Below are 20,711 nucleotides of genomic sequence, written 5' to 3' on the forward strand. Positions count from 1 at the left end.
GTGCAGGTGCAGGTGCAGGCGCGCAGATCGCCGCACGCGTGCGTGAAGCGCTCGTGGCGCACGGACTCGCGCCATTGTCGCTCGCGGCGTTGGTGGCGTCGCCCGAATGCAGTGCCGATCCGGCGCTTGCCGATGCCGCTGCCAGGCTCGACGTGCCGTTGCGCTTCGCGCAAACCCGCGCGGAAGATGGCACGCCTCCCGGCAACCTGTTGCATGCCGCACTGCGCATCCCATACGAAGCGCTGCACGACGATCCGCAGACAGGCATTGCGCTCGCGCTAGCCCCGCTCGCCATCGATCCCGACACGATCGGCCGCGCACGCGGTCGTCTCACCGTGATCGGCCTCGGCCCGGGCCGCGCCGATCTGATGGTGCCCGCCGCGCGCACCGCGCTGAACGAGGCCACCGATATTCTCGGCTACGACACCTACGTGAAAATGGCCGGCCCGTTGCGCGCCGACCAACGCGTGCACGGCACCGACAATCGCGAGGAAATGCAGCGTGCGCGGCACGCGTTCGAACTGGCGAGCGAAGGACGCTCGGTGGTGATGGTGTCGTCCGGCGATCCGGGTGTGTTCGCGATGGCCACCGCCGTGCTCGAAGCGCTCGAAGCGTCGCACGACAGCGCGTGGGCCGCGGTCGAACTGTCGATCGTGCCGGGCGTGTCGGCGGCGCTCGCGACCGCGGCGCAAGCCGGCGCACCGCTCGGCCACGACTTCTGCATGCTATCGCTGTCCGACAACCTGAAGCCGTGGTCGATCATCGAAAAGCGTCTGCGGCATGCGGCCGAAGCCGATCTGGTGATGGCGTTCTACAACCCGATTTCGCGTGCGCGCCCGTGGCAACTGGACAAAGCGCTGGACATCGTGCGGGACTTTCGCGCGCCCACCACCCATGTGGTACTCGGCCGCGATATCGGCCGGCCCGGCGGCACGCTGCGCACGCTGACGCTCGGCGAACTGCGTTCGTCCGACGTGGATATGCGCACGATGGTGATCGTCGGGTCGTCGGCCACACGGAAATTCGGCGGTGGCGGCGATGGCGCCGAGTGGGTCTACACGCCGCGCTGGTATGAGTGAACCGGGGTGCGCCTGCCCCGCTCGGCCCGAACGTGCGCCACCAAGCCGCAACTGAGGCGCAACTGAGGCGCAACTGAGGCGCAACTAAGAAGCTGTTGCGAAATTACCCGTAGGGTCTGTTAACTTTTTCTGCTCGGTGTTAACTTCCTGTCTTGTCTTGTTTTGTCCGACAGGAAGCCATGGCTAAAGAGCTCATAGACGACGAACTGTGCATGTGCAGCCGTGACGGAAAAATTGTAGACATGGTCAATGTGCACGTCCGCAACCATTCTACTTCGCTCACGTTTCGCCTTTTCTAGCATGTCCGCCGGCGTCTTGAGTCGAAAGAATCCCATGCTTTTCCGTGTTCGCTTTACGTGTTACCACTGGAGCTGCGCGCCCAGCGCAACAATGGCGCCAAGCACCCTGCGAAAACCAGCGAAGTGCAGCGTGAACATAATTCTTTCGTACATGGCCGCTTCGCTCCCGTTTTCCGTCAACTTTTCAGCTTCATCTCGATGTAGTGCAACATCGAACGAATCATGTTTATGAGGAACATCGCCTCAGCTTCCGGCACGACTTCCTCGTTCGGATGCGCGACGCTCGCGTTGTTGCGCACGGTATTGATTGAATCGATGATGGTTGCCCCAGCCTTGAGCACCAACCCAATTTCAGTCGCCCGCGGCCCGATGTAGTTCAATTTAGGGTGCCCCTCGCGAACGCGCTTGAAAATTGCTGTGATTTTCTCGTTCGGTTCGACCTCGATGTTGGCGGACTTCGCGACTGCGATCAGATACCCATGCAACGCAGTATGCGCTCGATCTATCGCGCTCGAAGCACCTTGGCCCGATGACAGAAGCTGCTCCGCATCTTGAAGCGCTCGTTCTACTGTTGACGACGATATCGCCAGAACGGGTGACTGGACCGTCGAAGGTAGGTCGTTCGTGGCGAGATCTACCGCGACAAATCGAATGTACGGTTATGCGCCGTCGTCATATTGCATTCAGCGATGAGAGTATTTTTCGATGGCTATGTCTTCGTTCCGTCCACAGCGCGCTCAACTGGCCAGCGAATGAAAGCAAAGACCCAATACATGACCAGATTGACAGGGGGTACTAGTAGCAACAAGCAGAGCCATGCGGAAAACCCAGCCTTACGCAGAATGCGTGCAGCAGGAACCAGATAGATGATTGGCAAAAGGATAAGAATAGTCCAATGCCAGACGCTGAAATTCGCCATGTTCCTTTCCCGTTTTCCTGGTTGACCCGAATCGCGAAGACTTCTTCCGTCCCGTTACGTGTTGTCGACAACGAGTCGCAGATGCGGCCCGTTGGCGACCTTTGGCATGACCCGTCCGATGACATTTCCCTTGCGGTCGAGCACGATCTTGCCGGTGTATTCCATAGCGTCGAGTGCGCCGCGCAACTCGCCGTCTTCAGCATCAAAGCCTGGCATGTAGAAAAAGGCTCCCGTGCCGTGCTTTTCAAGCACACGCTGCGCATCGGCGATGCGGCCTTCTTCATTTCGGCGCAGCCACCAGCGGGTGACACGTTCAGCACCCCAACAAAGCGCAACCGCGATCACCGCAACCAACAGATCATGCATAGCGTTTTCCTACACTGTAATAACTAGATCGGTGTAGTTCGACAAATGGCCGTCTGAAGTGACCAGACGCAATGGTTCCGACAGAGCCTGAGCCACGAGAAGCCGGTCGAACGGATCGCGGTGAATGTCCGGCAGATCGCGAACCATTGCTGCGTGAACTGCCAGTACGGGCAATTCCAAAAAACCGCTCGCTGCAATCTCCGACACCAGTAGGTTCACATCCACATCCAGCTTGCCGAGACCGGCCTTGATCGACGCTTCCCAAATGCTCGCGCTGCTAACGAAAACGTCGTCAGCATCCAATATCAGTTTGCGTGCCGCCTTGGTCAGTTTCCGGTCATCCGTGACCGACCAAAGAAATACGTGTGTATCAAGAAGCAGGCGCATTAACGGCCCTCGAATGCTGCGATGACGTGATCAGGCAGCGGCGCATCAAAATCGTCTGCAATGCGAATCTTTCCTTTCAAACCGCCAAAGCGACGCGTTACCTTGACGCGCTCCATTGGCACCAAACGCGCTGCCGGTTTGCCAGCTTTGGCGATCACGATCTCCTCGCCGTTAGCGGCGGCGTCGACCAAGCGCGAAAATTGAGTCTTCGCCTCATGAATATTGACCGTTTGCATAGCTGCTCCTAGTGGACTAAGCCCATGTTAGTCCATGTTGGTCGGGCGGTCAACGCTTTTCGATCTATCGGCGTGTCACAGCGCCTGCTTGAGTCTCAGGTATCAAAATTGTTGTCGAAAAAGGGCGCAGCCTCGCGCAGCACGATCGATGAATTGAATTTCGGGTCCGGGGAGCAATGGAACAGCCAACCGACTTAGGCCGTAACTAAGCCGTAACTAATCCACAACCAAGCGACCACTAAGCCGCCACCTTCAGATCCTCGATCGCACGCTGCCTCACCCCGAGGTCGTCCCACAACTCCGGATGGCACGTGAACACCAGAATCTGATGCCGCGTCGCCGCGTCGAGCAGCGCGCGCTTGATCGCGTCGCGCCGCGTGGCATCGGTATGCACCGCGGCGTCGTCGAGCATCAGCAAGGTCGGCCGGCCCGACGCCTTCAGCAGGTCCGCATACGCGAGCCGCGTCAGGATGCCGAGCTGCTCGCGCGTGCCGAAGCTCAACGCGTCGAGCGTATCCGCGCGGCCATGGCGATCCAGCGTCGCGGGACTCAGATCGTCGCCGAGCGCGATGGTCGACTGCGGGAAAATCCGCTTCAGATAATGCCCGAGCCGCTCGGTCAACGGCGCGCGCAATTGCGCCACCGCCGCGTCGCGCTCGTCGACCAGCACCTCGTCGAGCAGGCTCAACGCGCTCGCCCGCAAGCTCAGTTCGTCCTTGCGGCGCGTGGCCTGCTCGATCTTCGCGTCGAGCGCCGCCAGACGTTCGCCGAGCCCGGAAGCGCCGACCGTCTCCAATTGGCTGCGCAATTGCGCGATCCGCACTTGCCGCTCGTGCTGCTCGTTGCGCGCAAGTTCCGCCGACGCGCGATAGCGCTTCGCCTCGGCCGCCGGATCGTCGAGGCGCGCCGCTTCCAGCTCGCGTGCGCGTCCCTCGCGCTGCTTGCGCAACGCGTCGACCTGCACGCGCTGCTCGACGATTTTCGTCTGCCACTGCGCGCGGTTGCGGCAGTAGGTTGCATCGTTCAACTGCGCTTCCTTGCGCTGCAACTGCGCGGCGAGCGATTCAGCCGTCGCGATGCCGGTCGATCTTTTCTCGGCCGCCTGCGCCAGCACGTTTCTCGCGGAGCCCAACGCATCGCGTGCGATCTCCGCATTGCGGCGCGCTTCATCGAGCGGCGCCGCGGCGGACACATCGGGCAAGCCCGCGAGCCGCTCGTTCGCTGCCTGCAGGCGCGCGGCGGCTGAAGCCAGCGCGGCGCGCAATGCATCGATGCCTTGCGGCGCGTGCACGTCGAGAATCTTCGCCTGGCTTTTCTGCTGTGCGATCAACGTCTTCCAGCGCTCGTGCCGGGCCTGAGCGTCATCCACCGACGCCACGCCCAGCGCCTGCAGCAACTGCGCGTGCGCGGCTTCCAGCGCTGCGAGTTCGGACAACCGCGCGGACAGATCGGAGACGCCCGGAATCACCCGCAGTTCGCCGAGCTCGCCGAGACCGATCAGCTTCTCGTCGTCGACGCGCAGCACGCCCTCGCCCGTGATCCGCGCATCGCCGATGGTCAGCGCGCCGTTCAGCCGGTATTCGATGCGCGTCATGGCCGCGTCGGTTCTCGCGCGCAGCACGGTCAGCTCGCCGTCGAGCGCGACGAGGCGCCTAAGTTTCGCCTCGTCGATCTCGACTGCTGCTGCGTCGCGTGCAGCCTCCAGCACGGCGTCGCCGGCTTTGCCCGCGGCCGCGATCGAGGCTTCGAGCCGCTCGCTCTCGGTGCGATAAAGGCCGATCTGGTTGCGCAGATCGGCCGCGGTCACGGCAGCGTTCGCCAGTTCGAGCGCCCGATCGGCATCGGCCGACGCCTGCTCGAATTGCGCGACGCTGCTCGCCGCTTGCGCATGCTCGGTCTGGGCGGCCGCCACGTTGGCGCGCGCCGCATCGAGTTGCTGGCGCTCACGCGCGATGGCCGCTTCCAGATCGGCCGCGCCCTGCTCCTGTTGCAGCGACAGCGCCAGTTCCGCTTCGCTCACCTGCAGCGACTGAGCCAGCCCCTGCAGACTGCGTTCGAGTTCGGCGGCGGCATCGGCGCGCTGCTGCGCGAGCACGGCCTTCTGCTCGTGAAGCTCCCACGCCCGCTTGCGCTCGGCGTCGTCGAACGTTTCCTGCTGGGATGCAAGGCGCGCGATGTTCTCTTCGAACTGCCGACGCTGTTGCTCCAGCTCGTCACGCTCCGCGCTCAGCGCGGCCAGCGCCAGTTCCGCTTCGGCGAGCGGCCCGGTGGACTTCTGCGTGCGCGCCGTCAGCAATTGCCGCAGCTCGCGCTGCACGGCGGCGATCAAGGCATCCTCGCCGGCCGATTCGCTGCCGCCCGACAATTGCGACAGCGCATCGCGCAGATACTGCGCGGCATGCCCGGTCGAATCGCGCACCTCGTGCGTGCCGCCCTGCTGCACCCACAGCAGACCGGGCACGCCCGCGTTCTCGGCCTTCAATGGACCACGCGCGGCACGCGAAAAACCGAGCAGCGCCGCGAGCCGGTCTTCGGCTTCGTCCTCGCTGAAAACGGCCTGGCCGATCTTCAGCTCGCAGCGCTGACGCGTGACGAACTGCTTCGACAGCTTGCATGCGGCGCCGTCCAGCTCGAAGCTCACCTCGACCGACGGTTGCCCGCTCGCCTTGCCCCAAGGCAGCAGGTCTTTCAGATGCGATGCCTTGTAGCGTTCGAGAAACACCGCGCGCACGGCCTCGGCGATGGTGCTCTTGCCAACTTCGTTCGGGCCGGTGAAGAGATTGAGACCGGGCTGCAGATCGTCGATGACGAGCCGTCCGGTGAACTGCTTGAACTCCTGGATCGCGATACTTTGCAGCTTCATGCGGACCTCGCTTCGCGCGGCAGTTCACGTTGAAAACGCGCCAGCAGCAACAGCGCCTCGGCCGCGCGCATGACCTGCTGCGGCTCGGCCTGCGGGTCCTCCTGCAGCCCGCGCAGCCGCGCCACCACCTTCGCGAGATAGCCGCTTTGCGCGCCGAGTTCGGCGAGGTCGTCGGCGGTGGGCAGCACCTGCAGGCCGCTCAGATCGACGCGCAGCGCCCGCACGCGTGCGCGGGCTTCCTCGACCGCGACGCGCAGCGCTTCGGCATCGGCCAGCGCGGCGGTGCCGCCGACCGCGAGCCGCAGTACGTCGTCGCTGCGCAACGCGGCAAGCCGCGCGTTGAGCGCATCCACGTCGGTCGGCACCGAGATCGTCTCGTCCCAGCGCTGCCATCGGTATTGACCGACCCGCACCGCTTCGACGTTCGGTGACGCCCCCGGCTCGCTTAGCGTCACGTCGAGCACGAAGCCCGGATCGTTGGCGCGGAAGCGGTCCTGCTCATGCGTGCCCGCATACCACGTGCGTTCGTCGACGCGTAGATGGCCGTGCCAGTCGCCGAGCGCGAGATAGTCCAGACGCGCGCTCGCGGCACGCGTCGCCGCGATCGGATTCGACGAGTCGATGCCCTCCTGCAGAATCCCGCTGACGCTGCCGTGCGCGAGCCCGATGCGGTGATAGCCCGGCGGCGTGTCAGTGGTATCGAAGAAGCCGCTGGTGTCGTCGTAAGTGATGCGTTGCGTGAGCGGCGCGCACAGCAAGGCGGCACGGCACGCGTCGAGCAGCACGACGCCGGGTTCGAGCACGAGCCGCACGTTCGGCGCGATGCAATTGAGCCGCTGCGCACGGGTCCACACGCTCTCGACGAGCGCGGCGTCGTGATTGCCAGGCAGCATGATCCACGGCCCGGCGAAGCCCTCTAGCGCGCCGAACAGACGCCGGATCACCGTGTCCGATACGGTCTGCAGATCGAACACGTCGCCCGCGACGAGTACCGCGTCGACGTTGCGCGCGGTGGCTTCGTTGGCGATGCGACGCACGGTGTCAAAGCGCGCTTGTGCGAGATGCGCGGCCTCGTCCGCTTCGAACTGGCCGAATTGCGTACCGATCTGCCAGTCTGCGGTGTGCAGAAATCTGATCACTGTGCCTCCATTGCGTTCCATTGCAGTCTGCCGCGCGCCACGCGCGGCTTCGCAGTCTAACCGCAGATGTTACCGCGCCGGCGCGGTAACGCGTGCCCCAGGTGTCCCAAGGTTCTCAGGACGCCCGGCGCATTGCGCGAGTCGCGCGCTACACTCGCGGTTGCTGGACGCGCGTCGAGCGCACCGCATCGTTTCAATCGAATGGGACCGCTGCCCCACCGCCGATGAACAAGACAATCGAACTGAAGAAGGCCAAGCGCACACCGTTATGGTTGCTGCTCGCGGCCGCCTGCATTTTCGTCGTGACGGCTTTCATGCCGCGCGGCATCTGGGTGGACGGCATCAAGGCGATCGCCGAGGCCGCGATGGTCGGCGCGCTCGCTGACTGGTTCGCGGTGGCCGCGCTGTTTCGTCGTGTGCCGATCCCGATCGTCTCCGCGCACACCGCGATCATTCCGAAGAACAAGCACAAGATCGCGGACAACCTCGCGGTCTTCGTGCAGGACAAGTTTCTCGACGTGCCGTCGCTGGTCGGCCTGATCCACAAGCACGATCCGGCGCGCAGCATTACCGGCTGGCTGACCCAGCCGGCCAACACCATGCGCCTCGCCGACTACGTCGTCAGGCTCACCGGCGGGATTCTCGATTTGACCGACGACGTGCGCATCCAGGTCTTCATCAAGGACGCGTTGCGCAACGTGCTCGCCAAAGTCGATCTATCGCAATCGCTCGGCGCGATTCTCGACACGCTCACGCGCGACGGCCGCCACCAGGAGCTGCTCGACGCCGGCATTCGCCAGGTGGTGGCGCTGCTGCGCGAACCGCGGGCGCGCGAGTTCATCGCCGAGCGCATCGTCGACTGGGTGAAGAGCGAATATCCGACGATGGAGAAGATCCTGCCATCGGTGTGGCTGGGCGAGAAAGGCGCCGAAGCGATCGCCAAGGCAGTGAACCGGATGCTCGAACAGATCAGCGAGAACCCCGCCCATCAGCTGCGCCACAAGTTCGACGAAACCGTGCAGAAGCTGATCGTCAAACTCAAGAGCGATCCGCTGTTCCTGCAACAGGGCGAGGAGCTCAAGCGCTATCTGCTCGACGGCGATGCGTTCGGCGCGTATGTGAAGGATATGTGGGGCGAATTGCGCGCGTGGCTCAAACGCGATCTGCACAGCAGCGATTCGGCGCTGCATGCGCGCGTGGTCGCGATGGGCCAATGGGTCGGCCACGAACTCGCGCACGATCCGGCGCTGCGTCAATCGCTGAACGATCACCTCGAAGAGGCGGCGCGTGCGATGGCGCCGGACTTCGCGCAATTCCTCACACGCCATATCAGCGATACCGTGAAGAACTGGGACTCGCGTGATCTGTCGCGGCAGATCGAATTGAACATCGGTAAGGACCTGCAATACATCCGCATCAACGGGACCATCGTCGGCGGCTTTATTGGGCTGCTACTGTATGCGAGCTCGCAACTGTTCGAGCTGCTGCGGCTCCATCTTGGCCACGCATTCGGCTAGCGCTCAGCCAAAACGCCTACAATTCGGGCATATGTCTTGCTCGGGCGTTCTGCGAGGACCACACCATGACGTGTGCCGCAGCGCTCTTCCATCGGAAAGTGTGTACATGAAAATATCGCTACCGCCGCATGGGCGGCCGAACCGCGTTTATCCTCCGGGCGCGCCGAGTCTGCATGGTCTCGCGTCGGTGATCGCCGGCGTGGTGGTCGTGTGCGGGCTCTACTTCGGCCGCGAGGTGCTGATCCCGATCACGCTGTCGGTGCTGCTGAGCTTCCTGCTTGCACCGCTCGTGCAAATGCTGCGGCGCCTGCATATGGGCCAATTGCCGTCGATCTTCATTGCCGTGCTGTTCGCGCTCGCGTCGCTGCTTGCGGTCGGCACGCTGATCGGCGCGCAACTGGTGCAACTGGCCGGCGATCTGCCGCAGTACCAGGTGGCGATCGAACAGAAGATCGAAACGGTTCAGGAAAAAACCGTCGGTCGCGCCGATTCGCTGATGAGCCGTGCCGCCGCGACGCTGCAACGCGTCGCGCCATCCAGGCCTAGCCCGCCGCGCCCGACGGGCCGCGCCGCGCGCAACGCGCCGGCAGTGCCGCAGCCGGTCGAAGTGCACGAGCCGTCGCCCACGCCGATGCAGCTTGCGCAACGCGCGTTGTCGCCGGCGATCGCGCCGATCGAGACGACCTTCATCGTGCTCGTGGTGACGATCTTCATTCTTCTGCAGCGCGAGGATTTGCGCGACCGTTTGATCAGTCTGTTCGGCTCGCGCGACCTGCACCGCACCACCACCGCGATCAACGACGCCGCGGTGCGTCTGAGCCGCTACTTCGTCGCGCAACTGGCGGTGAACCTCAGCGCGGGCGGCGTCATCGCGATCGGGCTCGCGATTATCGGCGTGCCGGGCGCGCTGCTGTTCGGCGTGATTGCCGCGTTGCTGCGCTTCGTGCCGTACATCGGCATCTGGATCGCCGCGATTCTCGCGTTCATCCTTGCCGCCGCGATCCAGCCGCAATGGACGATGGCGGTCTATACGCTGATTCTTTTCATCGTCGTCGACGTGGTGGCCGGGCAGATCGCCGAGCCGCTGCTGTACGGGCATCGCTCGGGGCTGTCGCCGCTGGCGGTGGTGGTCGCGGCGATCTTCTGGAGCTGGCTGTGGGGGCCGATTGGCCTCGTGCTGTCGACGCCGCTCACGCTGTGCGTCGTCACGCTCGGACGCTACGCGGACCGGCTGAACTTCCTGACGGTGCTGCTCGGCGACCAGCCCGCGCTCACGCCCGCGCAGAACTTCTACCAGCGGCTGCTGGCGGACGATCCGCATGAGGCGATCGTGCAGGCCGAGCGGCTGCTGCGCGAAATGTCGCTGATCGACTACTACGACAACGTCGCGCTGGAAGGTCTCAAGCTCGCCCGCAACGATGCGATGCGCGGCGTGCTGATGCCCGACCAGTTGCAGCGCATCAACGAGGCGCTGGTCGATATCGTCGAAAACCTCGAAATCGCGGATGGTCTGCCGGACCAGCAGTTGGACGGTCTGTCGGACCGTCAGTCGCGTGCGGAGCCGGTCGACCCCGCTGGCGGATTGCTGGCGTCGGCGGATCGGTCGGAGCACCCGGACGATCCCGTCGCAGGGCGTCCGCGCGGAGCGCATGGCGCCGACCGGCTGCCGGTGCTGTGCGTGCCGGGACGCGGCGCGTTCGACGAAGTCACCACTTCGATCGCCGTGCAATTGCTCGGCCGCCAGGGCCTCACGCCGCTGATGGCCACGCACTCGGGTTATCGCAGCGCGCGAGCTGACGAACCGAGCTTCAGGGACGCGCCGGTAATCTGCATCGTTTCGCTCGACGCGCCGGAATCGCCGCCCTATCTGCGCAATATGCTGCGGCGCACGCGCGAATGGCGGCCGCACGCGACGCTGGTGCTGGGTGTCGGCGGCGCGCCGGAAGATGGCGCGCAATCCGGCGCGACCGGCGCCGGTCACGCGTCGCCAACGTTCCGCGCGATGCTCGAGGAGTGCCTCGCGGCGCAGAGCGTGCAGCACCTGCGCCAGCCTTCGCAGGTGGGCGGCGCGGCTTGAGACGGGCCGTTGCCTGGCGGCAGGCAACCAATAGAACGAGACCGCGGAACCGGACCGCGACGCACGTAAGTGCCGCGCGGTTTTTTCGCTGTGCCGGTCGCGGTACCCGTGCATCCCGATCCAGCATCCGCTTGTACCCAAAATGAGGACAGCCCCGCGCGTGCGCTCCCGCATACTTCATCATCGATTTGCACCGCCGCCGTAGAGCCAGAAGTCAGAAACGCGGCGGGCAATCCCCGGCATCGAAGAATCAGGAGACACGCATGAGCCGCCCATTCAAACCCTATCCATTTTCGCCCCGCCACTATGCGGGCAAGGTGCCGCCGCTCGTCGACGGCCGCGACCCCATCACGAAACCCGTCGCGATCGTCGGCGGCGGCCCGGTCGGCATGACGCTCGCGCTCGCGCTGGCGCGCCAGGGTGTGCGCTCGGTGCTGATCGAAGCCGACGACAGCGTGTGCACCGGCAGCCGCGCGATCTGCATTTCGCGGCGCAGTCTGGAGATCTTCAAGCGGCTCGGCGTCGTCGACGGCTTCTTGCGAGAGGGCCTGCCATGGACCGGTGGCCGCAGCTTCTATCGCGACACCGAAGTGTTCCGCTTCACGATGCACCAGGACGACGACCAGTCGCTGCCGCCGATGATCAACATCGCGCAATACCAGATCGAACAGTTGTTGCTCGATGAGATCGAACGGCGCGCGGATCTGATCGAGGTTTGCTGGCAGACCCGCGTGACCGGTATCGAACAGTTGCCGGAAGGCGGCGCCACGCTCGCACTGCGCACCGGCGACACGCCGTGGCAGATGCGCGCGGATTGGGTTGTCGCCTGCGATGGCGGGCGCAGCACGATTCGCGACGCGCTCGGCCTCAAGCTGACCGGCACCACCTATGAAGGCCGCTACGTGATCGTCGATATCGAGCTGGACAGCGCGCGCCCCACCGAGCGGCTCGCCTATTTCGATCCGCCGTCCAATCCGGGCTCGACCGTGCTCGTGCACAAGCAGCCGGACAACGTGTGGCGCATCGACTATCAACTGCGCGATGACGAAGATCCGGACGCCGCGGTCCTGCCCGAGAACGTGATGCCACGCGTGCAGAGCGTGCTCGACTCGATGGGCGAAGCGGGCCCGTGGTCGCCGATCTGGATCACGATCTACAAGGCCAACGCACTGACGCTCGAACGCTATCGCCACGGCTCGGTGCTGTTCGCGGGCGACGCCGCGCATCTGGTGCCGATCTTCGGCGTGCGCGGCGCGAACTCCGGAATCGACGACGCCGACAATCTCGGCTGGAAGCTCGGCTGCGTGATCAACGGCATCGCGTCGCCACGGCTGCTCGACAGCTACAGCGACGAGCGCGTGTTCGCGGCACGCGAGAATCTCAGCTATGGAATGAAGAGCACCGAGTTCATGGCGCCGCCCACGTTCGCGTTCGATCTGATGCGCACGGCCGTGCTCGGTCTCGCGCAGCGGCACGCGGCCGTGCGGCCGTTGATCAATCCGCGCCAGACGCATGCGATTGCGTATGTGCACTCGCCGCTCAACGAGGCCGCTGCCGAGGCATCGGCCAAGTCAGATGCAGCAAACGCGGCACACGAAGCGCACGCGTTCAGCCGGGGCCCGGCTCCCGGCGCGGTGCTGCCGGAATGCCCGCTGAGCCGGCGCACGGAAGACGGCGCGAGCGTCGATATCCATCTGACGGATCTGCTCGAACCGTGCTTCACCGCGCTGCGCTTCGGCGCGGACGCGGCGCAGGATCGCGCGTGGCAAGAACTGCAAGACACGCTGGCCGCGCAACGCATTCCGTTCAAAACGGTCACGCTGCACACGCGCGACGCGCCCTGCGCTGACCGCTCGTGTGCGACCGATCCAACCGGCCGGCTGCACGAGATGCTCGATGCGCGGCCCGGCACCGTCTACCTGATCCGCCCCGACGGCCATGTGCTCGCGCGCTGGCGCAACGGCAGCGCGGCGGCCGTGCAGCGCGCGTTGAGCGCGACGCTGGTGATTTAACGCACGAGGAACTCCATCATCATGACCGACAGCGAACTCGATCTCGTCTACACGACGCTCTGCACGACCCTCACGTCCGCAGGCGAAGCACAGGCGCCGCTCTACCTGGCACGCCTCGCGCTGCTATGCCTCGCCGAACTCGACGACCCGCAGCGCGCGTTGCTGCTGATCGAATCGGCCAGGCTGCCGGACTCGTCCGCGCTGGTTGCATAGGGCGAAAAAAACCGCCGCGCAATCGACGCGCGGCGGTTGGTTCTTCAAGCCGGTTCTTCGGGCCGGTTCTTCAAGCTCAAGCGCTCATTATCGACGCGAATACAGACCCAACGTACTCGCATGCAGCCGCGCGAGACCGAACAACGCGTCCGTGTACGGCGTCGGCACACGGGTCAATTGCCCCAGTTCGCGCACCGCGCCCACCAGCGCGTCGAGTTCGACCGCCTTGCCCGCCTGCACGTCCTGCAGCATCGACGTCTTCATCGCGCCCAGCTTGAGCGTGACCTCGTGACGATCCTCGGGCGCCTGGTCGATCGGAATGCCGAAGCGCGCGCCGATCTCCCTGGCCTCGAGCATGATGCTCGTGACAAAGCCGCGCACCAGTTCGTCGCTAAGAATCCGGTCGGTCGTCGCGCCGGTGATCGCGCTGACCGGGTTCATTGTCATGTTGCCCCACAGCTTGTACCAGACGTCGCGCTGAATCTGCGTCGACATCGTCGCATTGAAGCCGGCCGCGGCGAGCGTGGCGGTCAGCGCCGCGACGCGCTCGCTCGGCTGCCCCGACGCCTCGCCGACGATCAGCCCATTGCCCTGGTGATGCCGGATGACCCCCGGCGCTTCGACGAGGCAGCTCGCGTGCACCACGCAGCCGACCGCCTGCGCGCCTGGAATCGCGGCGGCGATCGCGCCGTCGGGATCGATCGACTTCAGCCGCTGACCGGCGAAAGCACCGCCGAGTCCGTCGCAGAACCACCACGGCACGCCGTTCATCGCGGTCAGCACGATTGTTTGCCGGCTCATCAGCGGGGCGACCTGCGCAGCCACCGATGCCATTGCCGGCCCCTTGACGGCGATCACGACGAGATCCTGCGCACCGAGCTCAGCCGGTTGATCGCTCGCGTTGACTTGCACGCTCTGCGTGAGGCCGCCTTCGATCAGACGCAAGCCGTGCTGCCGCAATGCATCGAGCGTCGCGCCGCGCGCCACCACACTCACATCGTGGCCGGCCTGCGCCAGCTTCACGCCCATCCAGCCACCGATCGCGCCGGCGCCGTAGATCACCACTTTCATCTGTTCGATCCTTGCGCTTGTTCGTACGTTGGTTCGAGCCTTGGTTCGTGCCTTGGTTCGTGCCTTGGTTCGTGCTTTAGTGCCCGCTTCGTTGCAACGCTATTGCCGCTTCAATCCCGGTAGCTCGCGTCGATGCGATCCACCCGCCGCACCAGCGCGTCGAACACATCCTGCCCGGCGCCGTGACGCGGATCGAACTGCAGCGCGTCGCGCGAGCAGCGGATCGCCACGTCTTCGGGCACCGGCCGCGCTCGTCCCATCGCAAATGTCGCCATCTGGATCTCGCAGGCGCGATTGAGCGTCCACAGGATCGCGAAAGTTTGCGGCAACGTGCGGCCCCACGCAAGCAGGCCGTGATTACGCAAGATCACCGCCTGGCGATCGCCGATATGTTCGAGCAGGCGCGGACCTTCTTCGGCGTGCACCGTGATGCCTTCGAAGTCGTGATACGCAATGCGATCGTGCAACTGCGCGCTATAGAAGTTGGTTTGCTGCAAGCCGTCTTCCAGACAGGCCACCGCGACGCCGGCCGTGGTGTGCGTGTGCATCACGCAGTGCGCGTCGGGCAAACCATCATGAATCGCCGCATGCACGACGAACCCTGCTGGGTTGACCGGATACGGCGAGTGATCGAGCACGCGTCCGTGCCCGTCGATCTTCACCAGGTTGCTCGCCGTCACTTCGCTATAGTGCAGCCCGAACGGATTGATCAGGAAGTGCCGCTCGGCGCCGCTCACACTCGCGGGCACCCGCAACGTGATGTGGTTATAGATCATCTCGGTCCAGCCGAGCATGTCGAAGATGCGATAGCAGGCGGCCAGTTGCACGCGTGCATGCCATTCGTCCGGATGCATGGCGTGGGTTTTCGGCGGGTTTGCCGGTTGCGTTTCAATCGTCGTCATCAGCGTCTCCATGATCGTTCTGTTGCCGGCGCGGCCTGCCGCCGTTATGGGCGCACCACCACCGCCGCGATCGACGACGCCACATAGTCCGCGTTGCGTCCGTTGAGGCCCGCGACGCACATGCGGCCCGAACGCAGCACATACACCGCGTATTCGCTGCGCAAGCGTTCGACCTGGCTTTCGCTCAGGCCCGTATAGGTGAACATGCCGCGTTGCGCGACATAACGAGCGCGCATCACTTCATCGACGCGGCCCGCGAGTCCTGCGTGGATCGTCCCGCGCATCGCGAGAATCCGCTCGCGCATGGTGGCGAGTTCGGCTTCCCACGACGCGCGCAACGACGCGTCGGCCAGCACGTTGGCGACCAGACGCGCGCCGTGCGTGGGCGGATTGCTATAGTTCGCGCGCACCGCCGACATCAGTTGCCCCAGCACGCGAGCCGCCTCCGGTGCGTCTTTGCACACCACGCTCAATGCGCCGCAACGCTCGCCATACAGCGAGAAATTCTTCGAGAACGAATTCGCGACGATCAACGGCACACCTGCGTCGGCCAGCACGCGCACGCACGCGGCATCTTCTTCGAGGCCTGCGCCGAAACCCTGGTAAGCCATGTCGACGAACGCGATCAGCTTGCGGCGCTGCAATACCGGCACCAGTTCAGCCCACTGCGCCGGGCTCAGATCGACGCCGGTCGGATTATGGCAGCATGCGTGCAGCAGCACGACGCCGCGTTCGGGCAGGCGGTCAATCGTTTCGAGCATGTCAGCGAAGCGCAGGCCGCCGGTTTGCTCGTCGTAGTACGGGTAAGTGTTGACGGTCAGTCCCGCGCCTTCGAACACCACGCGATGGTTCTCCCAGCTCGGGTCGCTGATCCAGATTTGCGAGGCCGGAAAATAGCGCTTCAGGAAATCCGCGCCGACCTTCAGTGCGCCCGAGCCGCCAAGGGTTTGCAGCGTAGCGATGCGGCCCGCGGTGCGCGCGTCGCTGTGCGCGCCGAACACCAGCGCCTGCGCCAGCTCGCGGTACTGCGGCAGACCGGCCATCGGCAGATAGGGGCGCGGGCCGATCGATTCGAGCAATGCGGTCTCGGCGCGGCGCACGGCGTCCATCACCGGCAGCGTGCCGGCATCGTCGAAATAGATGCCGATGCTGAGGTTGACCTTGTCAGGGCGCGGGTCCAGTTGGAAGTCTTCGTTCAGGCTCAGAATCGGGTCGCCTGGGTAGGCGGGAACGCGGTCGAACATGGCAAGTCCTTGAATGCGGCCTCGTGGTGGTCTCATCGTGGCCGCGTGGTGGCTACGTGATGGCTATGTGGTGGCTAGGTGGTGGCTAGGTGGTGGCCTCGGTCTGGCCAGGTCATACGCTCGCGCGAGGCCAGATCGCGCACGACCGCGCCAGTCGGAAGTCAGCATTGAAAGTCTAATCGCGTTTGCCCGTATGCGTCGATCGGCCGAGTGTCGGGTATGCACCCGTTGCGCACAATCAATGGATTATTCACGATTCGTAAGTTTTTCTTTAGAATCGCCTGATGCCACTCACACGCGTCACCATCCGCCAGTTCGAAGCGTTTCTCGCCATCGTCGATCTGCATAGCATCGGCGCGGCGGCGGAGCGGCTCGGGCTCACGTCATCAGCGGTCAGCCAGTTGCTGGCCGAACTGGAAACGGAACTCGGCTTTCGCCTGTTCGACCGGACCACGCGGCGTGTGAATCTGTCGAGCGCGGGCCAGGATTTTCTGTCGTCGGCAGAATCGGTGCTGCGCCATGTGCGCGCCGCCGCGCAATCCGCCGACGACATCCGCAACCGCGCCGCCGGCATCGTGCGGGTCGGCGCGCCGCTGGTGCTGGCGGCCACCGCCCTGCCCGCGGCCATCGCCGACTACGCACGCGACAAGCCGAAGGTGGTGGTGCGCATTTGCGACACGGTGGTCGAGCAACTGGTGGAGCGCGTCGAGAGCGGCGACGTCGACATCGCGATCGGTCCGGACCGGCAAAGCGGCACACGCGTGCGTTGCGAGCCGGCGTTCGCGAGCCCGTGGGTGATGTGGTGCGCGCCGAGCCATCCGTTGAGCACGCGGCGCCGTGTGCAGTGGCAGCATTTGCGCGACGTGCCGATCGTCGCAACCGGCCGCGATCACGAGCGCGCGGTCGGGCAGATGCTCGCCAATCTGCCGGTCGAAGCCCGCATCATTCCGGTGGACGTGGTGGACAACGTCACCACGGCGTTCGGCCTCGCGTCGCAGGGACTCGCCGTCACGCTCGCGCCGGCCTACGTCGCGCCGCTCGCGCGCACCTTCGGGCTGGTGATGAAACGCATCGTCGACCCCGAAACGATCCGCGAGGTCTGCGTGTATCGCTCGACCGAACGCGCGCTCTCGCCGCCCGCGGACGGTTTCGCGGAGTTCGTCACGCCGTGGCTCAAACGCTGGGACCGCGAGACCCAGGCCGAGGCACGGGCAAAGCGTGCATAGCGCGTGCAAATGAGCGCCACCTGGCCACCTGGAAACGCCAGGGTCTGTTTACATANNTATGTAAACAGACCCTACGGCTGCATGCACAACGCGAACAACTGCCGCTGGCTGGAGATGCCGAGCCGCGCATACGCGCGCTTCTGATACGTGACCACGCTCGCGGGCTTGACGCCCATCTGCGCGGCGATCTCGACGGCGCTCGCGCCTTCGAGCGTACCGCGCAGCACGTCGAGCTCACGCGGCGTGAGAGTCGGGCACGCGCGCCTGACGCGCGCCAGCATCGCGGCCGGCACCCCCTTCTGATGCTGGCCATTAAGCGCGTAATGACTTTTCGCCGCGTGCGCGAACAGATGCGCGACGCTCTCGACATGCTCCAGCTCGCCCGGCGTGAACGCGCCATACGCGCGGTCGCGGTACAGATTGATCGACAGCCACACGTCTTGCATTGGTTGCAACAGCAGCGACAGCCGGTCTGAAACATTGGGCTGCGCATAACAGGCCGCACGGTAGGCTTCGTTTTCGATCTCTTCGCTGTGCTGCTGATGCAGCACCAGGGCATCGCGAGCCCGCGCGTCCGGCGCGCGGCCGACGATCGCGCGGTTGCCGTCGAGCGCATAGAAGTGCGTCGCGTAACGATCGGCGACATCGCGCAGGAACCGGCCGCCGCGATGATCGGCGGCCGACACGGTGCGCGGCCGCGCATCGAACTCGTACGCGAAGATCGTGCACTGCGAGACCGGCAGCGTATCGCCGACGATTTTCAGAATGCTGGCGGCGAGCGCGTCCTCGTCGGGCTGCGAGATCGACATGACGAGGTCAGTGGCACGCGAGGTGCTGATCTGCCCGCTTCGGTGCGGTGGAGCGATGCGCCAGGAACGCATGATGGGATTCGGGCCGCGCGGCGTGGATTCGATTGCCGCAAGCGTAGCACAGCGCGACTGCGCCGCCCGCCGTGACAACTTTGCGCGACATGCGCAACTTTGCATGAGGTGCGTGGGTCAATTGTGCGAAGCAGGTCATCTCGTCTCCTTTCGTCTTCGCTCGCTCACGCCTTGCCACTCTGATACGGTAGCCGATGCCCTCTCAAGACCTCATCGACCTCTCCCGCGCTTCGCTACGTACGGTGCTGGCCGCCACGCTCCTGTGGCATGCGTCGCTGGCCGCGTCGGCCCAGCCCTCGGAAGCACCGCCCGCCGCCGGCATCGCCACGGTCGCCGTGCATGTGGAGCCGCCCACGCAAGCGTCGCCCGTCGTGCCGGTGCCGCCGACCGAGCAGTACGCGGCGCTCTATCGCGACGTGCAACTCGCGCATCTTTTCCCCGACAGCAAAACTTTCGCGGACATGGTGCCGCTTGCGCAGCCCGGGCAGATCGCCGCGGCCTACGACACCGTGAAGCAACAGCCCAACTTCAGTCTCGCCGACTTCGTGAAGCACAACTTCACGCTGCCTGCGCGCGTCGCGAAGACCTACGTGTCCGATCCGAACCAGGATGTGGTCGGCCATATCGACACGCTCTGGAACGTGCTGCGCCGCGAACCGGATGCGACGGCGAGCCCGTGGTCGTCGCTGCTGCCGTTGCCGTACGCGTACATCGTGCCGGGCGACCGCTTCGACGAGGTCTATTACTGGGACTCATACTTCATCATGCTCGGGCTCGAACAGAGCGGCCAGCATGCGCTGGTGGTCGATGAGCTGAAGAACTTCGCCACGCTGATCGACCGTTACGGCCATATCCCGAACGGCAATCGCACCTACTATCTGAGCCGCTCGCAACCGCCGTTCTTCGCGCAGATGGTGCGGCTCGTCGCGGACAAGGACGGCGACGGCGTCTATGCGCAGTATCTGCCCGAGCTGCAGCACGAATACGCGTACTGGATGGACGGCAGCGAAGGCCTGCCGGCCGGCCATGCAAGCCGGCACGTGGTGCGTCTCGCGGACGGCACGCTGTTCAACCGCTATTGGGACGAACGCGCGGCGCCGCGCGACGAGTCCTATCGCGAAGACGTGCTCACCGCGCAGCAGACGCCGCAGCGCGACCCCGAGGAGCTATGGCGCAATCTGCGCGCGGGCGGCGAGACCGGCTGGGACTTCAGCTCGCGCTGGTTCGCCGACGGTAAGACCCTCGCCAGCGTCGACGTGACCTCGCTCGTGCCGGTCGATCTGAACTGCCTGCTGGTCGACCTCGAACACACGCTCGCGAAAGCCTATCGGCTGCGCGGCGACGTCACGCATGCGGAGAACATGGAGCAGCGTGCCGCGACGCGCGCCGACGCGATTCGCCGGGTGTTGTGGGACCCGCAACAGCAGGCATTCGGCGACTACGACTTCGTGCATCGCACGCTCACGCACAGGCTCACGGCCGCGACGCTGTATCCGTTGTATACGGGCGTAGCCAGCCGGCAGCAGGCCAGGACGGTCGCCGCGACCGTGCAGCGCGAGTTGCTGCGCCCGGGCGGGCTCGCCACCACGCAGGTCAATAGCGGCCAGCAATGGGACGCGCCGAATGGCTGGGCGCCGCTGCAATACCTGGCGGTGATCGGCTTGCGACGCTATAGCGAGCCGGCGCTCGCGCAGACCATCGCGACGCGCTGGATCAGAACCAACGTCGCGTATTACCAGCACACCGGCAAGCTGGTCGAGAAATATGATGTCGATGCGCTCACGCCGGGCGTGTCCGCGAGCGGCGGCGAATATCCGTTGCAGGACGGCTTCGGCTGGACCAACGGCGTGCTGCGCGCCCTGCTCGCGCTGTATCCGCAAACAGTGCAGGCGTCGCGGCCAAGCGATATTCCCGAAGGGCCGGCCGGTGTCTCGTCAGCCGCCGCGTCCGCTGCCGTGGCGCCGAAGAATACGCATCGCCTGCACGACACGCGGGTCAGTCGTTGAGCGTCCCCGCTGCGGTGTCCGCCCACACAGGAAGCTGGCCGGCTCGCACTGGCCAGCTTTGCGCCGACGCAACGAGCGGTCCGCTTTGCCGCATACGGCCGATACCCACGACGTGCTGAACGCGCGCAGCTTCGCGAAGCTCGCGCATGGCGCGTATCTGATCAACGTCGCACGCGGCAGCCTTGCCGCGAGTCCCGCGTCGAATCTGGGAATGTCGTCGACTCCGCGCGCAATCTTCGGCGTTGCCGTCGATCAGAAGCGGTATTAGCACCGG

17 protein-coding genes and 1 pseudogene are annotated in these 20,711 nt (G+C 65.1%); 8 read left to right on the forward strand and 10 right to left on the reverse strand.

The features are described 5' to 3' along the window. A partial coding sequence (gene cobJ, locus BN2475_RS14050) for a precorrin-3B C(17)-methyltransferase (RefSeq protein WP_143325784.1) occupies window positions 1-1,079 on the forward strand: 1,079 nt, incomplete at its 5' end. A gap of 475 nt (window positions 1,080-1,554) precedes the next feature. Here the strand turns inward: cobJ and BN2475_RS34255 are convergent. The 6 genes from BN2475_RS34255 to BN2475_RS14090 all read right to left on the reverse strand — a co-directional run bounded on the left by BN2475_RS34255 (window position 1,555) and on the right by BN2475_RS14090 (window position 7,288). After that, window positions 1,555-1,863 carry an abortive infection family protein gene (locus tag BN2475_RS34255; RefSeq protein WP_159444553.1) on the reverse strand — a complete coding sequence of 103 codons (309 nt, stop codon included), beginning with the start codon at window positions 1,861-1,863 and terminating at the stop codon, window positions 1,555-1,557. A gap of 488 nt (window positions 1,864-2,351) precedes the next feature. Next, window positions 2,352-2,663, reverse strand: coding sequence for a hypothetical protein (locus BN2475_RS14070; RefSeq protein WP_094780134.1), 312 nt, complete (start codon window positions 2,661-2,663; stop codon window positions 2,352-2,354). A 9-nt stretch (window positions 2,664-2,672) separates the two neighbouring features. After that, window positions 2,673-3,050, reverse strand: coding sequence for a type II toxin-antitoxin system VapC family toxin (locus BN2475_RS14075; protein ID WP_094780135.1), 378 nt, complete (start codon window positions 3,048-3,050; stop codon window positions 2,673-2,675). Continuing rightward, a complete protein-coding gene (locus BN2475_RS14080) occupies window positions 3,050-3,286 on the reverse strand; it encodes a type II toxin-antitoxin system Phd/YefM family antitoxin (protein ID WP_094780136.1) in 237 nt (78 codons plus the stop codon). The genes BN2475_RS14075 and BN2475_RS14080 overlap by 1 nt, the downstream gene beginning before the upstream one ends. Window positions 3,287-3,524: 238 nt before the next feature. Then, the gene (locus BN2475_RS14085) at window positions 3,525-6,149 is read right to left on the reverse strand and encodes an AAA family ATPase (protein WP_094780137.1); all 2,625 of its coding nucleotides are present in this window, start codon (window positions 6,147-6,149) and stop codon (window positions 3,525-3,527) included. After that, window positions 6,146-7,288, reverse strand: a complete 1,143-nt coding sequence (locus tag BN2475_RS14090; RefSeq protein WP_094780224.1) for a metallophosphoesterase family protein — start codon at window positions 7,286-7,288, stop codon at window positions 6,146-6,148. Before BN2475_RS14090 ends, BN2475_RS14085 begins: the two co-directional genes overlap by 4 nt. Before the next feature lie 224 nt (window positions 7,289-7,512). Here BN2475_RS14090 and BN2475_RS14095 point away from each other — a divergent pair, with 224 nt between their 5' ends. The 4 genes from BN2475_RS14095 to BN2475_RS14110 all read left to right on the forward strand — a co-directional run bounded on the left by BN2475_RS14095 (window position 7,513) and on the right by BN2475_RS14110 (window position 13,107). Next, window positions 7,513-8,805: a DUF445 domain-containing protein gene (locus BN2475_RS14095; RefSeq protein ID WP_094780138.1), complete on the forward strand. Its 1,293-nt coding sequence runs from the start codon at window positions 7,513-7,515 to the stop codon at window positions 8,803-8,805. 106 nt (window positions 8,806-8,911) lie between these two features. Next, on the forward strand, window positions 8,912-10,882 hold the full coding sequence (locus BN2475_RS14100) for an AI-2E family transporter (RefSeq protein WP_094780139.1): 1,971 nt from the start codon (window positions 8,912-8,914) through the stop codon (window positions 10,880-10,882). Window positions 10,883-11,145: 263 nt separating this feature from the next. After that, complete coding sequence (locus BN2475_RS14105; protein WP_094780140.1) at window positions 11,146-12,894, forward strand: FAD-dependent oxidoreductase; 1,749 nt, start codon at window positions 11,146-11,148, stop codon at window positions 12,892-12,894. Between the two features lie 21 nt (window positions 12,895-12,915). Continuing rightward, entirely contained in the window at window positions 12,916-13,107 is a 192-nt protein-coding gene (locus BN2475_RS14110) for a hypothetical protein (RefSeq protein WP_094780141.1), read from the forward strand. 87 nt (window positions 13,108-13,194) lie between these two features. Here BN2475_RS14110 and BN2475_RS14115 read toward each other — a convergent pair whose 3' ends face one another. The 3 genes from BN2475_RS14115 to BN2475_RS14125 all read right to left on the reverse strand — a co-directional run bounded on the left by BN2475_RS14115 (window position 13,195) and on the right by BN2475_RS14125 (window position 16,324). Next, window positions 13,195-14,178, reverse strand: coding sequence for a 2-dehydropantoate 2-reductase (locus tag BN2475_RS14115; RefSeq protein WP_094780142.1), 984 nt, complete (start codon window positions 14,176-14,178; stop codon window positions 13,195-13,197). Window positions 14,179-14,288: 110 nt separating this feature from the next. Next, window positions 14,289-15,080 (reverse strand): class II aldolase/adducin family protein, encoded by a 792-nt coding sequence (locus BN2475_RS14120; RefSeq protein WP_094780143.1) that lies wholly within the window; start codon window positions 15,078-15,080, stop codon window positions 14,289-14,291. A gap of 44 nt (window positions 15,081-15,124) precedes the next feature. Next, a complete protein-coding gene (locus BN2475_RS14125) occupies window positions 15,125-16,324 on the reverse strand; it encodes an amino acid aminotransferase (RefSeq protein WP_094780144.1) in 1,200 nt (399 codons plus the stop codon). Window positions 16,325-16,608: 284 nt separating this feature from the next. Between BN2475_RS14125 and BN2475_RS14130 the strand changes: the two genes are divergently transcribed. Then, a complete protein-coding gene (locus tag BN2475_RS14130) occupies window positions 16,609-17,550 on the forward strand; it encodes a LysR family transcriptional regulator (protein ID WP_094780145.1) in 942 nt (313 codons plus the stop codon). A gap of 71 nt (window positions 17,551-17,621) precedes the next feature. Here BN2475_RS14130 and BN2475_RS14135 read toward each other — a convergent pair whose 3' ends face one another. Further along, window positions 17,622-18,431, reverse strand: a complete 810-nt coding sequence (locus BN2475_RS14135; protein ID WP_094780225.1) for a helix-turn-helix transcriptional regulator — start codon at window positions 18,429-18,431, stop codon at window positions 17,622-17,624. A 194-nt stretch (window positions 18,432-18,625) separates the two neighbouring features. On the opposite strand from BN2475_RS14135, the gene treF reads away from it, so the two are divergent. Together treF and BN2475_RS35500 are read left to right on the forward strand one after the other, a co-directional pair. Then, window positions 18,626-20,437: an alpha,alpha-trehalase TreF gene (treF, locus tag BN2475_RS14140; RefSeq protein WP_094780146.1), complete on the forward strand. Its 1,812-nt coding sequence runs from the start codon at window positions 18,626-18,628 to the stop codon at window positions 20,435-20,437. Between the two features lie 85 nt (window positions 20,438-20,522). Then, window positions 20,523-20,618 (forward strand): annotated as a pseudogene (locus BN2475_RS35500) (NAD(P)-dependent oxidoreductase); the annotation flags it as partial. Window positions 20,619-20,711: the final 93 nt, after the last annotated feature.

Origin of the sequence: Paraburkholderia ribeironis (genome assembly GCF_900019265.1) — a bacterium.
In the GTDB taxonomy this organism is placed as follows: domain Bacteria; phylum Pseudomonadota; class Gammaproteobacteria; order Burkholderiales; family Burkholderiaceae; genus Paraburkholderia; species Paraburkholderia ribeironis.

Coding starts and splice junctions, on each gene's coding strand:
- BN2475_RS14070 (WP_094780134.1), bottom strand. CDS start 2,663: ATGCATGATCTGTTGGTTGCGGTGATCGCGGTTGCGCTTTGTTGGGGT.
- BN2475_RS14075 (WP_094780135.1), bottom strand. CDS start 3,050: ATGCGCCTGCTTCTTGATACACACGTATTTCTTTGGTCGGTCACGGAT.
- BN2475_RS14080 (WP_094780136.1), bottom strand. CDS start 3,286: ATGCAAACGGTCAATATTCATGAGGCGAAGACTCAATTTTCGCGCTTG.
- BN2475_RS14085 (WP_094780137.1), bottom strand. CDS start 6,149: ATGAAGCTGCAAAGTATCGCGATCCAGGAGTTCAAGCAGTTCACCGGA.
- BN2475_RS14095 (WP_094780138.1), top strand. CDS start 7,513: ATGAACAAGACAATCGAACTGAAGAAGGCCAAGCGCACACCGTTATGG.
- BN2475_RS14100 (WP_094780139.1), top strand. CDS start 8,912: ATGAAAATATCGCTACCGCCGCATGGGCGGCCGAACCGCGTTTATCCT.
- BN2475_RS14105 (WP_094780140.1), top strand. CDS start 11,146: ATGAGCCGCCCATTCAAACCCTATCCATTTTCGCCCCGCCACTATGCG.
- BN2475_RS14110 (WP_094780141.1), top strand. CDS start 12,916: ATGACCGACAGCGAACTCGATCTCGTCTACACGACGCTCTGCACGACC.
- BN2475_RS14115 (WP_094780142.1), bottom strand. CDS start 14,178: ATGAAAGTGGTGATCTACGGCGCCGGCGCGATCGGTGGCTGGATGGGC.
- BN2475_RS14120 (WP_094780143.1), bottom strand. CDS start 15,080: ATGACGACGATTGAAACGCAACCGGCAAACCCGCCGAAAACCCACGCC.
- BN2475_RS14125 (WP_094780144.1), bottom strand. CDS start 16,324: ATGTTCGACCGCGTTCCCGCCTACCCAGGCGACCCGATTCTGAGCCTG.
- BN2475_RS14130 (WP_094780145.1), top strand. CDS start 16,609: ATGCCACTCACACGCGTCACCATCCGCCAGTTCGAAGCGTTTCTCGCC.
- BN2475_RS14135 (WP_094780225.1), bottom strand. CDS start 18,431: ATGCGTTCCTGGCGCATCGCTCCACCGCACCGAAGCGGGCAGATCAGC.
- treF (WP_094780146.1), top strand. CDS start 18,626: ATGCCCTCTCAAGACCTCATCGACCTCTCCCGCGCTTCGCTACGTACG.